11 protein-coding genes are annotated in these 12,995 nt (G+C 61.6%); 5 read left to right on the top strand and 6 right to left on the bottom strand.

Annotation, left to right across the window (positions count from 1 at the left end; genetic code table 11):
- Positions 1-153 precede the first annotated feature (153 nt).
- The 3 genes from CAF74_RS12175 to CAF74_RS12165 all read right to left on the bottom strand — a co-directional run bounded on the left by CAF74_RS12175 (position 154) and on the right by CAF74_RS12165 (position 4,592).
- Positions 154-1,287, bottom strand: a complete 1,134-nt coding sequence (locus CAF74_RS12175; protein WP_011332206.1) for an ABC transporter substrate-binding protein — start codon at positions 1,285-1,287, stop codon at positions 154-156.
- 364 nt (positions 1,288-1,651) lie between these two features.
- The gene (locus tag CAF74_RS12170) at positions 1,652-2,935 is read right to left on the bottom strand and encodes an FAD-binding oxidoreductase (RefSeq protein ID WP_085746518.1); all 1,284 of its coding nucleotides are present in this window, start codon (positions 2,933-2,935) and stop codon (positions 1,652-1,654) included.
- Positions 2,936-3,101: 166 nt separating this feature from the next.
- Positions 3,102-4,592, bottom strand: coding sequence for an aldehyde dehydrogenase family protein (locus CAF74_RS12165; RefSeq protein WP_007950668.1), 1,491 nt, complete (start codon positions 4,590-4,592; stop codon positions 3,102-3,104).
- Positions 4,593-4,753: 161 nt separating this feature from the next.
- On the opposite strand from CAF74_RS12165, the gene CAF74_RS12160 reads away from it, so the two are divergent.
- From CAF74_RS12160 to nadE, 3 genes are all read left to right on the top strand, one after another.
- The gene (locus tag CAF74_RS12160; protein WP_085746517.1) at positions 4,754-5,659 is read left to right on the top strand and encodes a LysR family transcriptional regulator; all 906 of its coding nucleotides are present in this window, start codon (positions 4,754-4,756) and stop codon (positions 5,657-5,659) included.
- Between the two features lie 107 nt (positions 5,660-5,766).
- The gene (gene pncB, locus CAF74_RS12155) at positions 5,767-6,990 is read left to right on the top strand and encodes a nicotinate phosphoribosyltransferase (RefSeq protein WP_085685119.1); all 1,224 of its coding nucleotides are present in this window, start codon (positions 5,767-5,769) and stop codon (positions 6,988-6,990) included.
- Between the two features lie 4 nt (positions 6,991-6,994).
- Positions 6,995-7,822, top strand: coding sequence for an ammonia-dependent NAD(+) synthetase (nadE, locus tag CAF74_RS12150; RefSeq protein ID WP_007950678.1), 828 nt, complete (start codon positions 6,995-6,997; stop codon positions 7,820-7,822).
- A gap of 56 nt (positions 7,823-7,878) precedes the next feature.
- On the opposite strand, the gene azu is transcribed toward nadE, so the two are convergent.
- Positions 7,879-8,325, bottom strand: coding sequence for an azurin (gene azu / locus CAF74_RS12145; protein ID WP_007950684.1), 447 nt, complete (start codon positions 8,323-8,325; stop codon positions 7,879-7,881).
- 341 nt (positions 8,326-8,666) lie between these two features.
- On the opposite strand from azu, the gene CAF74_RS12140 reads away from it, so the two are divergent.
- Together CAF74_RS12140 and CAF74_RS12135 are read left to right on the top strand one after the other, a co-directional pair.
- Positions 8,667-9,254, top strand: a complete 588-nt coding sequence (locus CAF74_RS12140; protein WP_085746516.1) for a TIGR00730 family Rossman fold protein — start codon at positions 8,667-8,669, stop codon at positions 9,252-9,254.
- A 68-nt stretch (positions 9,255-9,322) separates the two neighbouring features.
- Positions 9,323-9,502, top strand: coding sequence for a hypothetical protein (locus CAF74_RS12135; protein ID WP_007950694.1), 180 nt, complete (start codon positions 9,323-9,325; stop codon positions 9,500-9,502).
- A 64-nt stretch (positions 9,503-9,566) separates the two neighbouring features.
- On the opposite strand, the gene CAF74_RS12130 is transcribed toward CAF74_RS12135, so the two are convergent.
- Together CAF74_RS12130 and CAF74_RS12125 are read right to left on the bottom strand one after the other, a co-directional pair.
- Complete coding sequence (locus CAF74_RS12130) at positions 9,567-10,457, bottom strand: transglutaminase family protein (protein ID WP_085746515.1); 891 nt, start codon at positions 10,455-10,457, stop codon at positions 9,567-9,569.
- Positions 10,457-12,943, bottom strand: coding sequence for a circularly permuted type 2 ATP-grasp protein (locus CAF74_RS12125; RefSeq protein ID WP_085746514.1), 2,487 nt, complete (start codon positions 12,941-12,943; stop codon positions 10,457-10,459). Before CAF74_RS12125 ends, CAF74_RS12130 begins: the two co-directional genes overlap by 1 nt.
- Between the last annotated feature and the right edge of the window lie 52 nt (positions 12,944-12,995).

Genomic DNA, 12,995 nt, shown 5'->3' with positions numbered 1-12,995 from the left:
GAGCAATGTCAGACAGGAAACCGCAGCCCCCTTGTGGGAGCTGGCTTGCCAGCGATAGCGGTAGAACATTCAACAAAGTTGTCGACTGTCAGGCCGTCATCGCGGGCAAGCACGCTCCCACAGTGAATGTGGCGTCCGGTTGATCAGGTGCCGTTATTTCTGTTTTTCCAGCTGGTGATATTTGCCATCCTTGTCCCACTGGTAGACCACGTAGTCGGAGACCTTCAGGTCGCCTTTGGAGTCCCAGGTCTTCTCACCCATGACGGTCTTGACCGGGTTCTTCTTCAGCCAGGCAGCGGCCTCCTCGCCCTTGTTCGACTTGGCGCCGTTGAAGGCGGCGGCCAGGGCCTGAACCGATGCATAGGCGTACAGGGTGTAGCCTTCAGGCTCGGTGCCAGCCTTGCGGAACGCATCTACCACAGTCTTGCTGTCTGGCAGCAGGCGCGGGTCGGCACCAAACGTCATCAGCACGCCGTCGACGAATTGCGGGCCACCGGCGGTGGTCACCAGTTCGTCGGTCACGATGCCGTCATCGGACATGAACTTGACGTCTTTCAGGCCTTGCTCACGCAGTTGGCGAACCAGCGGGCCGGCTTCCGGGTGCAGGCCACCGAAGTAGACAACATCGGCGCCGGCGCCACGGATCTTGGTGACGATGGTGCTGAAGTCTTTTTCGCCACGGGTCAGGCCTTCGTACAACACCGGCTTCACGCCGCGTTTTTCCAGCTGAGCCTTGGTGGCATCGGCCAGGCCCTGACCGTAGGTGTCCTTGTCGTGCAGCACGACGACTTTCTTGCCCTTGAGCACGTCGACGATGTAGTCGCCGGCCACGATGCCTTGCTGGTCGTCACGGCCGCACATCCGGAACATGGCGCTCAGGCCGCGCTCGGTCACTTGCGGGTTAGTGGAACCCGGGGTGATCGCGATGATGCCGGCTTCGTCGTAGATCTCGGACGCAGGAATGGTGGAGGACGAGCAGAAGTGGCCGACCACACCGGCGACCTTCTGGTTGGTGAGGTCCTTGGCGACCGTCACCGCCTGTTTCGGCTCGCAAGCGTCATCGCCCTTGACCAGGACGATCTTCTCCCCGTTGACGCCGCCCGCCGCGTTGACCGCGTCGGCCGCCGCTTGTGCCCCTTTCATGTACTGTTCGCCAAATGCCGCGTTGGCGCCCGTCATCGGACCCGCCACACCGATTTTCACATCAGCTTGTGCAAACGCAGAAACACCCAGCGCAGTAGCCACTGCGAGGGCCAGAAAGCCTTTCTTGTAAAACGTCTGGGACATGAGGTGGTGCTCCAAGGTTTTTTTTAGTTGGCACTGCGACTTCACTTGAATGCTCAGAGCAAGGGCCGTGCCATCGGTTTTTTATTCTTCAAAAAGTCGCTGCTTTCTTGTTATTTCGACTGTTTCGTTCCCATTTTCATTGGGCGTGCAACCGTCTAAACCGCGGAAGGTGAAACCATTTATTTTTTCAGGCGCAACCCGCACGCGCCATCATTGCAACCGCGGCGCCAAACGACGTGCAACCAGCCTGTAACAGCCCGCGTCACCGAACTGCACACTGCTGGTGCGGGACTGCTACAACCCGCACCATTACAGGCTAGTCGCTACATCGAAAAGCGCCGCTTCCGGCAACATATTTCAACACTCAAATGACGATCCGCAGGCACTGGCCCGCGTGATACAGCGAGAACCCCGCCTCGTACAGACAACTGCGCAAGCCCACACCCGCCAGGGGCTGCATCGGTGCGAAGGGGATCGGTAATGCCTGAGGATTTCCGTTACACAGGTAATCGGCGAAGGCCTTGCCGACCACGGTGCCGGTGGTCACGCCACGGCCGTTATAACCGGTGACGGCCACCAGTCCCGGCGCCGGCTCGAACAGGCGCATCAGGTGATCGGGAGTGAAAGCGATGCGCCCGGTCCAGGTGCATTCCCACTCCACGGGTTTGAGGTTGGGGAAGTAATGCTGCTGCACCCGGTCGGCCCAGGCCTTGAGGAACCAGGTCGGTTTCTGATTGCCGTTGCCGAGACTGCCCAGCAGCAGACGACCATCCTTGTCACGGCGGATACTGCTCAGCACCTGACGGGTATCCCACGAGCCCTGCCCGCCCGGGAGAATTTCCTGGGCGGCGTCTTCGGTGAGCGGCACCGAAGCGACCTGATAGTAGTAACCGGGAAAGAAATTGCGCTTGAGTTCGGTCCAGTCGCCTTCGGTGTAGGCGTTGGAGGCGATCACTACCTGTTCGGCGAGCACCGAACCCTGCTCGGTCTGCACCGACCATTTCTGAGCCTGACGCTCAAGACGCGCGACCGGGGAGTGATCGAACATCTGCCCGCCAAGGCTGATGACAGCGTTGGCCAGCCCGGTGACGTAGGCCATCGGATTGAGCGTACCGGCGCGCCGGTCGAGAAGCGCGGCGGCAATCTTCTGTGTGCCGGTCGCCTGTTCACAGGCCTTGCCGGTCAGCAGTTCGACCGGCGCACCGCGGCGTTTCCACTGTTCTTCGCGACTGCGCAGATCCGCCTCACCCTTGGCGTTGTGCGCCATGTGCAGGGTGCCTTCGCGGCGCAACTGGCAATCGATGTTGTATTTATCCACAAGGCTGAACACCAGCGCCGGCGCCGCACCGAGCATGCGGTTGAGCTGACTGCCGACCGCCTCGCCGAAGCCGGCTTCGATCTCGTCCGGCGGAATCCACATCCCGGCGTTGACCAGCCCGACGTTGCGCCCGGAGCCGCCATGCCCGGCGCGATGGGCTTCGAGCACGCAGACGCTCTTGCCCTTCTCCAACAGATGCAGCGCCGCCGACAGCCCGGTAAACCCGGCGCCGATCACGCAGACATCGACTTTGACCTCGCCCCTGAGCGCCGTGTTATCCGGTCGTTGCGGCGTGAGTTTTTCCCACAGACATTCTTCGCGTAACGGCATTGCCAGACTCCAACAGAAACCTGCCAAACACACCAAAATGATCGTTCCCATGCTCTGCGTGGGAACGCAGTCAGGGACGCTCTGCGTCCCGAAAGCGAACGCGGAGCGTTCGGTGCAGCATTCCCACGCAGAGCGTGGGAACGATCAATAGCTTTTGAGAAAACTGTCAGTCGAAAGTAATGCCTTGCGCCAGCGGCAACTCCAGCGAGTAGTTCACGGTATTGGTCTGCCGACGCATATACGCACGCCATGCATCCGAGCCCGACTCACGACCACCACCGGTTTCTTTTTCACCGCCAAACGCGCCGCCGATTTCCGCGCCGCTCGGGCCGATATTGACGTTGGCAATGCCGCAGTCACTGCCGACCGCCGACATGAATTTCTCGGCCTCGCGCACATCGGTGGTGAAGATGCACGACGACAACCCTTGCGGCACGGCGTTGTTCAGGCGCAGCGCCTCTTCGAAATCGCTGTAACCGACCACGTACAGGATCGGCGCGAAGGTCTCGCTGCACACCACGTCGCTCTGCTCCGGCATTTCAACAATGGCCGGCGCCACGTAGTAAGCATTGGGGAATTGATCTTCCAGTTGGCGCTTGCCGCCGAATACCCGACCCCCCTCGCTCAGTGCCTGCTCCAGCGCGTCCTGCATGTTTTCGAAGCTGTGTTTGTCGATCAGCGGGCCGATCAGGTTACCTTCCAGCGGATGGCCAATACGGACCTTGGAGTACGCGGCTTTCAGGCGGGTGACGATTTCTTCTTTCACCGATTCATGGGCGATCAGGCGACGCAACGTGGTGCAACGCTGGCCGGCGGTGCCGACGGCGCTGAACAGAATGGCGCGCACTGCCATGTCCAGATCGGCGCTCGGGCCGAGGATCATTGCGTTGTTGCCACCCAGTTCGAGAATGCTGCGGGCGAAACGCGCGGCGACTTTCGGCGCCACTTCGCGGCCCATGCGGGTGCTGCCGGTGGCGCTGATCAGCGCGACACGCGGGTCATCCACCAGCGCTTCGCCGGCATCACGACCACCGATGATCACCTGGCTCAGGTGCGCCGGGGCATCGCTGAAATTCTTCAGTACGCGTTCGAACAGCGCCTGACAGGCCAGCGCGGTCAGCGGGGTTTTCTCCGACGGCTTCCATACCACCGGGTTGCCGCAGACCAGCGCCAGCGTGGTGTTCCACGCCCACACCGCGACCGGGAAGTTGAACGCACTGATCACGCCGACCACGCCCAGCGGGTGCCAGGTTTCACGCATGTGGTGGCCCGGGCGCTCGGAGGCGATGGTCAAACCGTACAACTGGCGGGACAGCCCGACGGCGAAATCGCAGATGTCGATCATCTCCTGCACTTCACCGAGGCCTTCCTGGGTGATCTTGCCCGCTTCCCAGGACACCAGTTCACCGAGTTCGGTCTTGTATTCACGCAGCACTTCGCCGAACTGACGCACCAGCTCGCCGCGACGCGGGGCCGGTACCTTGCGCCATTGTTCGAACGCATGATCTGCGCGACTGATGTGCTGCTCGACTTCGGCCGGGCCTTCCCAGTTCACGGCGCCGATGCGGCTGCCGTCGATGGGCGAATGCACCGGCACTTTGCCGTTCTGGTACAGGGCCGGGTTCACACCTAGACGATCAAGCAATGCGGCAACCATGGGTCACTCCTCGAGCAAAAAACTGAATGTGTGCGGGCGCGTTTTCACGACCGGGCAGACCTTTAGTTGTAGCGTCAGGAAGGCTGTGCAACAAACGACCTTTACGCGAGATATCATTCCGTTTATTCATGCTGCGCAGAAAGACAAGAAAAGGATCGCCCATGCTGAACAAACGCCACTTGCCGTCGATCACCGCGTTGCAGTGCTTCGAGGCCGTGACCCGGCACCTGAGTTTCACCCGGGCCGCCGAGGAATTGAACCTGACCCAGAGCGCTGTCAGCAAGCAGGTGGCGCAGCTCGAAGAATTGCTGCAGCACTTGTTGTTCCGCCGGGTGCGCCGGCGTTTGCAGATGACCCCGGCCGGCGATCTGTACCTGGTGGAAGTCAGAAAAATCCTGATCCAGGTCGAGATGTCGACCCATTACCTGCGTTCCTACGGCGGCGAAACCGAAGTCCTGCGCGTCTCTACGCCCTCGACCTTCGGCGCCCGCTGGCTGGTGCCGCGTCTCAAGGGCTGGCGACTGCGCCATCCGTCGATTCATCTGGACCTGTGCAACGAGCAGGAGGCCGATGACCTGCTGCAAGGGCGCAGCGACCTGGCGTTCTATTTCGGCCAGGGCTCACGTCCCGGCACCGAATGCCTGAAGCTGTTCGGCGAAGAGCTGGTGCCGGTCTGCGCACCGAGCAGCCTGCCGGACACTCCGTTGTCTGATCCAACGCAACTCACCGATCTGGTCCTGCTGCAGAATGCTTCGCGCCCGCAAGCGTGGCACGACTGGTTCGACAGCCAGGGCTACCAGACCGAACACAGCTACCATGGCCCGCGTTTCGAAACCTTTTATATGTGCATCCGCGCCGCGCAGGTCGGCTGCGGCGTCGCCCTGCTGCCGAGGTTTCTGGTGGAAGAGGAATTGGCCGACGGCAAACTGGTCATTCCCTGGCAGCATGCAATGCCCAGCACCGATGCCTATTACCTGGCCTACCCGGAACACGCGGCAGAAGTGCCCAAGGTGCGTGATTTCGTGAAGTGGATGCTGGAGCAGATCGACAGTCCCGATGCGGTCTGAGGCGCTGTGCCGGGATAAAAATCGCTGGCAATCCCCACCCCGGATATGCGCCACTAGCGCCATTGATTGATACCGCGCCAACGCGCGGCCCGCCTGGAGACCCCGTTATGAGCGAGAGTGTGTTTGCCGATCGCATCGTGCAGAACCTGCTCGACACCGACTTCTACAAACTGACGATGATGCAGGCGGTGCTGCACAACTACCCCAACGTCGAAGTCGAATGGGAGTTTCGTTGCCGTAACAGTGAAGATCTGCGCCCGTACCTGGCGGAGATCCGCTTCCAGGTCGAGCGTCTGGCCGAGTTGAGCCTGAGCGCCGATCAGTTGAGTTTTCTCGAGCGCATCTCGTTTCTCAAGCCGGATTTCCTGCGCTTCCTCGGTCTGTTCCGTTTCAACCTGCGCTATCTGCACACCGGCATCGAGAACGGCGAGCTGTTCATCCGACTGCGCGGGCCGTGGCTGCATGTGATCCTGTTTGAAGTGCCGCTGCTGGCGATCGTCAGCGAAGTGCGCAACCGCTATCGCTACCGTGAAACGGTGCTGGAACAGGCCCGCGAACAGCTGTATCGCAAATTCGACTGGCTGACCGCCAACGCCTCGGCGGAAGAATTGTCGCAGTTGCAGGTCGCCGATTTCGGCACACGCCGGCGGTTTTCCTACCGCGTGCAAGAGGAAGTGGTGAACGTGCTCAAGCACGATTTCCCCGGGCGTTTCGTCGGCACCAGCAACGTGCACCTGTCCCGCGAGCTGGACATGAAACCGCTGGGCACCATGGCCCACGAGTGGATCATGGCCCACCAGCAACTCGGCCCGCGACTGATCGACAGCCAGATCGCCGCCCTCGATTGCTGGGTCCGGGAGTACCGCGGCCTGCTGGGGATCGCCCTCACAGACTGCATCACTACCGATGCCTTCCTCGGCGATTTCGATCTGTTCTTCGCCAAGCTGTTCGACGGTTTGCGTCACGATTCCGGAGATCCGGTGCAGTGGGGCGAAAAATGCATCGCCCACTATCACAAGCTCGGCATCGACCCGATGAGCAAGACCCTGGTGTTCTCCGACAGCCTGACACTGCCCAAGTCGCTGGAGATCTTTCGGGCCCTGCGCGGCCGGATCAATGTCAGCTTCGGCATCGGCACCAACCTGACCTGTGACATTCCGGGTGTCGAACCGATGAGCATCGTGCTTAAAATGACCGCCTGCAATGGCCAACCGGTGGCGAAGATCTCCGACGAGCCGGGCAAGACCCACTGCAAAGACCCGAATTTCGTCGCCTATTTGCGACACGTTTTCCAGGTTCCTGCCGTTTCCAGCCTTTCTAGCAAGGAGTGAATTCATGCAAGCCGTACAGCGTGAGATTGCTGAACAGCTCAACGTTCAGCCGCCGTTCGCCGATTACCAGGCCCTCGAAGCGGAAGTCGCCCGACGCATCACCTTCATCCAGGATTGCCTGACCAGTTCCGGACTCAAGACCCTGGTGCTGGGCATCAGTGGCGGCGTCGATTCGCTGACCGCAGGCCTTTTGGCCCAGCGCGCCATGCGTGAACTGCGCGAGCGCACTGGTGACGAGGCTTACAAGTTCATCGCCGTGCGCCTGCCGTACGACGTGCAGTTCGATGAACACGATGCCCAGGCCTCGGTGGACTTCATCGCCCCGGACGAGCGCCACACCGTCAACATCGGCCCGGCAGTCAAATCCCTGGCCAGCGAAGTCGCAGCCTTCGAAGGCAAGCACGCGGTGTCGGTGGATTTCGTGCTCGGCAACACCAAGGCGCGGATGCGCATGGTCGCCCAGTACACCATCGCCGGCGCGGCCCATGGCCTGGTGATCGGCACCGACCACGCGGCGGAAGCGGTGATGGGTTTCTTCACCAAGTTCGGCGACGGCGCCTGCGACCTGGCCCCGCTCAGCGGTCTGGTGAAAAATCAGGTCCGGGCCATCGCCCGCAGCTTCGGCGCACCGGAATCGCTGGTGGAAAAAGTGCCGACGGCGGATCTGGAGGACCTGTCGCCGGGCAAGCCGGACGAGGCGTCCCACGGTGTGACCTACGCCGAGATCGACGCCTTCCTGCACGGCGAGCCGGTGCGTCAGGAAGCGTTCGACATCATCGTCAACACCTACAAAAAGACCCATCACAAGCGGGTCATGCCGTTTGCGCCTTGAATCCAGGGCATAAAAAAAGCGTCCTTCAGGACGCTTTTTTTTTGACCTTGTGTTGCTTATTTCAGGGTCACGGTGCCTTTCATCATCGAGATGTGGCCCGGAAACGAGCAGAAGAAGCCGTACTTCTCGTCAGCCTTGAGCTTGGACACGTCGATGGTCAGCGAGTCGGTTTCCTTGGCGCCGATGATCTTGGTGTGAGCGATAACGCGCTCGTCACCGTCCTTCAGGTAGTTCTTGTCGATGCCGGCGGCCAGGCCGTCGGTGGCGATCGGCTGCATGTCGGCTTCTTTGCTGATCACCAGGTTATGGCCCATGACGTTCTTCGGCAGGCTGCCGGAGTGGGTCAGCTCGACGGTGAAGGTTTTGCAGCTCTTGTCGATTTCGATGGCCTTGGTGTTGAAGGACATCTGGTCGGTGGAATCAACGGTGGTTTTGCACTCGGCAGCCATCAATTGGCTGCTGGCCAACGCCAGCAGGGATACCGCAACAACTTTGGAAAACATGGTGAATCTCCAAGGCAGGGTTAACAAAAACACGAATGGTTGGAAGACTGCCTGAAATCTTCGCAAGTTCCTATGACTTGAGTCAAAAATTGTATACAACTTTCAGGCTATGACACTCATCGAAACAATCTAACAGCCAGACGTTTGGCCGGGCCGTATCTTCAGGGCTCAACGTTCATCTGGAGCATCCGTCATGTCCTTCAACAGCCTGTTGTGCAGTCTGCTCGCCGCCTACGCCTGTGGTGCAAGCGGCACCTATGAAACCCCGAAACGCGAAGTCTAGCCCTTGGATCAAGGCGTGCCAGCCATTACCCTGTGACCGATTGACCCAGGAGGAAGGCATGTCTCTCACATCCGTTTGTGTATTTTGCGGTGCCAACGCCGGCACCACCCCGGCGTACACCAAAGCCGCCATTGCCCTCGGCACAGCTCTCGCAGAACGTAAGCTGACGCTGGTCTACGGCGGTGGCGCCGTCGGTCTGATGGGGATTGTCGCTGACGCCGCGCTGGCGGCCGGTGGCGAAGTGATCGGCATCATTCCGCAGAGCCTGATGGACAAGGAAATAGGTCACAAGAGCCTGACCCGTCTGGAAGTGGTCGACGGCATGCACGCGCGCAAGGCGCGGATGGCCGAACTCAGCGATGCGTTCATCGCCCTGCCCGGTGGCCTCGGCACCCTGGAAGAGTTGTTCGAAGTCTGGACCTGGGGCCAGCTCGGCTACCACGGCAAGCCGCTGGGCCTGCTGGAAGTGAACGGTTTCTACAGCAAACTCACTGCATTTCTCGATCACATCGTCGGCGAAGGCTTCGTTCGCGCGCCGCACCGTGACATGCTGCAAGTGAGCGAATCGCCGCAAACGCTGCTCGAAGCCCTCGATAACTGGAAGCCCACCGTCACGCCAAAATGGGTCGACCAGAAACCCGGTTAACCGCCGGGCACCGATACAGGGCAGAATACGCGCCGCTCAACCTCACCTTCGACCCCAGAGGATCGCCCATGGCCAAACCCAATTACTCCTTCGCCAAACGTCAACGTGACCTGGCCAAGGAACAGAAGAAAGAGGAAAAGCTTCAGCGCAAGAAACAGATGGCTGAAGAAGCGGCACTGAACCCTGACGGTGAAGTGGCGACCGATGATGATGTTGAGGCACCGAAAGACCAGGCACCCGACGCCTGAGCTGAATCGCGAAATTGAACACCCTCCATTGTGGGAGCTGACTGGCTCCCACGATGGATCGCACTTACTCCATTGGCATCACCGTGACCCGCACCTCCGGATCATGACTCCCTCCCCCCAGAATCACCCCACGCAACGGCGAGACATCGGAGAAATCCCGGCCCCAGGCCAGGGTGATGTGCTCCAGTGCCGGCTGCACATTGTTTGTCGGATCGAAGTCCACCCAGCCCAGCACCGGGCAAAACACCGAAACCCAGGCATGGGACGCGTCGGCGCCGATCAACCGTGGCTGCCCCGGTGGCGGCTGGGTCAGCAGGTAGCCGCTGACGTAACGCGCCGCCAACCCGCGTGAGCGCACACAGGCGAGCATCAGGTGCGCGAAGTCCTGACAGACCCCGCGCCGGCGCTCCAGCACTTCCACCAGCGGCGTCGCGACCTGTGTCGCTTCGGCATCGAAGGTGAATTCGCTGAAGATCTTCTGCATCAGGGCCTGCACGCCCAGCATCAACGGTCTGCCGGCCGGGAAACAGCTCTCCGAGAACTCGACGAAACTGCGCTTCAGATGCACGTAGGGCGACTGGAATCGATAGCGACAGGCTTCCAGCAACGAGGCGGACAGCGGTTGACTGCTGTAGGTCAGCGCGTTGCGCGTCAGTTCCCAGGCCGGTGACTGCTGGAAATCCACCACGGGTCGCGCCAGCACTTCCACCGTCAGCCGTGCGTTGACCTGCAATTCATCGTGGGGTCGTTCGAAGGCGAGGCGAGTCAGCGGATTGCCGAACACATCCTGCTCGTCACGGCGGGCGGTCGGCTCCGGACTGATCAGCAATTGCTGCTCGCTGCAGCGCTGCCACTCGCATTCGCGCGGCCACAGATGCGCCAGTTGCTGGGCCAGGGACACCGGGCTGTCGTAGCGATAGCAGGTGTCGTGAAGGATCTGGTAATGGGCACTCATCAGACGGACACCGTGCGCTGGCTGACATCATCGACATGGGCGAAATGGCGCAGGGCCAGTCGATCCGACACCTGACTGCTGGCGTCGGCGATTTCCTGCAGCAGGTCCGCCAGACCGTCGAGGGCCGCGCGCACGCTGGATTCGCCGAACAGCGGATTCTCCAGACAGCTCAGGTCGAAGCGCGCCAGACGCTCGACCAGCGGCGGCAATCCTGCCTCCCTCGGCACACCGAAGTCATCATTCAGCCGCTTCAAGGTGCGAGTCACCAGCTTCAACTGGAACAGCACCGCATGGGGGTTCTGCTCATCCAGCAGCAACAGGTCGAGCACCGGAATCAACTGCGCCACCGCCAGATAACGCGAGCGATAGGTGATGCTGCTGTTGCCCAGCTCAAGCAACCACTCAAGCCCGGCCTGATCGAACGCGCCAGCGCCGCGCAAGAAACCCGCGAGGCTGCTGCTGAGAAATTGCAGGCGCTCGATCCGCCGGCCGATCATCAGGAAGCGCCAGCCTTCGTCGCGAGTCATGTCGTCAAGGGCAAACCCGGACAGCGCCGCCAGCGACATCACCAACCGGTTGAGAAAATCCAGCAGTTCGCCGAAATCCGGCTCGTCAGTGTCCAGCTCTGAAGCCTCACGCTGCAGCTCCACCAGCGCCTGCCAGTTTTCCCGCGAGAGCTTGCCACGCACTTGCGATGCCGCCCACTGCAAGCGTTGCAGGTTGGAACGCAAACTGAACGACCAGTCCTCGCCGAGCAGCGCCGCGAGCAAGCGCTCCGGCAGTTCACCTTCGTCCGGCAGCAGCATCAGTCGCTCGCCCAGATCCACCGCAGCCTGCAGGGCTTGCGGATCATCGCCGTCGACGTAACGCGCGAGCATGATCCGCAGCAGCCGCGCGCTGTCGTCGCAACGCTCGCAGTAACGGCCGAACCAGAACAGGTTTTCCACCACCCGCGACGGCAGGTACGGATCACGGCGCACCAGATCGGGCACACCGATGTTGCGCTGGGCTTTCCACTGCTCACCGCTCGGCGGTCGATCCCCCAGCACCCAGGTGTCCTTGCTCGCGCCACCGCGCTGCATCGACACCACTTCGGCATCGGCTTCGGCCGCGACCCGGGTCAGGCCACCGGGCAGCACCCGATAACCATCGTGACTGGCCACTGCGTACATGCGCATGCCGATTGCCCGGGGTTGCAGTTGCCCGTCCTCGGGCTGCCAGATCGGCGCCTGGGACAACTGGGCGAGTTCTTGCGCGACATAAGCATAAGGCCGGGCCTGCATGCGCGCGTCGAGACTTTCACGCTGTTTTTCGCTCAGATCCCGACCAAATACCGGCGCAAAACTTTGCGACGGAAACGCCGGTTTGATCAACAGCTCCGGCAGTTTTTCCAGGGCCTGGGCCAACACCGGCGCTTCGCCGCACCACCACGTGGCAATGGACGGCAGAATCAGCTCTTCGCCGAACAGGTACTGATTGATCTTCGGCAGGAAACCCAGCAACCCCGGCGACTCCAGCACGCCACTGCCCAGCGCGTTCGCCACCAGCACCCGGCCCTGACGCACCGCCTCCAGCAATCCCGGAACGCCGAGCGCCGAATCCGTGCGCAATTCCAGCGGATCGCAGAAGTCATCGTCGAGCCGACGCATGATCGCGTGCACCCGGCGCAGGCCGCTGAGGGTTTTCAGGTAGACCGTGGCATCACGCACCGTCAGGTCTCCACCCTCCACCAGCGGATAACCGAGCTGGCGGGCGAGATAGAGATGCTCGAAATAGCTTTCGTTGAAACGCCCCGGGGTCAGCAACACCACCAGCGGCGCGTCATCGTCGCAGGGGGCCTGACGGGCCAGGGTTTCCTGCAAGGTGCGGAAGAAGCCGGCCAGATGCTGCACTTTCAGATCCCGGTACAACTCGGGAAAGGCGCGGGACACGATGGTGCGATTTTCCAGCGCGTAACCGGCGCCGGATGGCGCCTGGGTACGATCCGCCGTCACCCACCAGCGCCCGTCCGGCGTGCGCGCCAGATCGACGGCATACAGGTGCAGAAAGGCCCCGTCCGGCGGCACAATGCCCTGACAGGGCCAGAGGAAGTTGTTATGGCCGAACACCAGTTCTGCCGGCAGCAGCCCTTCGCTGATCAGCCGCTGCGGGCCGTACAGATCCGCCAGCACCGCATTGAGCAGCCGCGCGCGCTGGGCGATTCCGGCCGACAGCTGTTGCCACTCGTCGGCGGCGATTACGTGGGGCAGCAGATCCAGTTCCCACGGACGATCCGCGCCCTTGGGGTCGGCATAGACGTTGTAGGTGACACCGTTTTCCTGAATCTGCCGGGTCAGCAACGCCTGACGCTGCACCAGTTGCGCCGGGGTGCTGCGCTGCAATTGGTCGACCAGTCGCCGCCAGTGCGGGCGCACCGCCCCGCTGTCGTCGAGCAGTTCGTGATAGGTGCCCGCCGTCAGCGGGTAGCGGTCAAGCAGGTCAGGCATGGAAAGCTCGGCAGCCGGCAAGGAACGGTCAGACTAACGCAGGCACATGACG

The organism is Pseudomonas sp. R45(2017), from assembly GCF_002112305.1.
GTDB lineage: Bacteria > Pseudomonadota > Gammaproteobacteria > Pseudomonadales > Pseudomonadaceae > Aquipseudomonas > Aquipseudomonas paraglycinae.
The sequence above is the reverse complement of the archived record's forward strand: the minus strand, read 5'-3'. Positions and strand labels throughout refer to the sequence as shown.